Raw genomic sequence first — 237 nt, 5'->3', positions numbered from 1 at the left:
CGCTTTCCTGCGCCAGCTGGCGGGCATGGTGCAGGTATTGTTCGGTTTTCGGGTAGTTATAGAGTTTGAGATAAACGCGGGCGATACTCAGGCGCAGCTTGGAGGAGCGCGTGGGTAAGCGAAGCTGGTTTTCCTGGTCTAACGCATTGAAGTAATGCACCAGTGCAAGGTTGTAGCGGCCCTGCTGTTCGTAAATATTGGCTATCAGCGCCAGGGTGCGGGCCAGAGGGATGGTGC

The 237-nt window shown here is 56.1% G+C and carries 1 protein-coding gene; it reads right to left on the bottom strand.

Annotated features, from left to right (window positions below):
* On the bottom strand, window positions 1-237 hold a 237-nt coding region (locus R0J87_RS24590), incomplete at both ends, for a hypothetical protein (RefSeq protein ID WP_498889657.1).

Origin of the sequence: Halomonas sp. SIMBA_159 (genome assembly GCF_046536035.1) — a bacterium.
Taxonomy (GTDB): Bacteria; Pseudomonadota; Gammaproteobacteria; order Pseudomonadales; family Halomonadaceae; genus Vreelandella; species Vreelandella venusta_A.
This window is presented reverse-complemented; position numbering and strand designations above follow the sequence as displayed.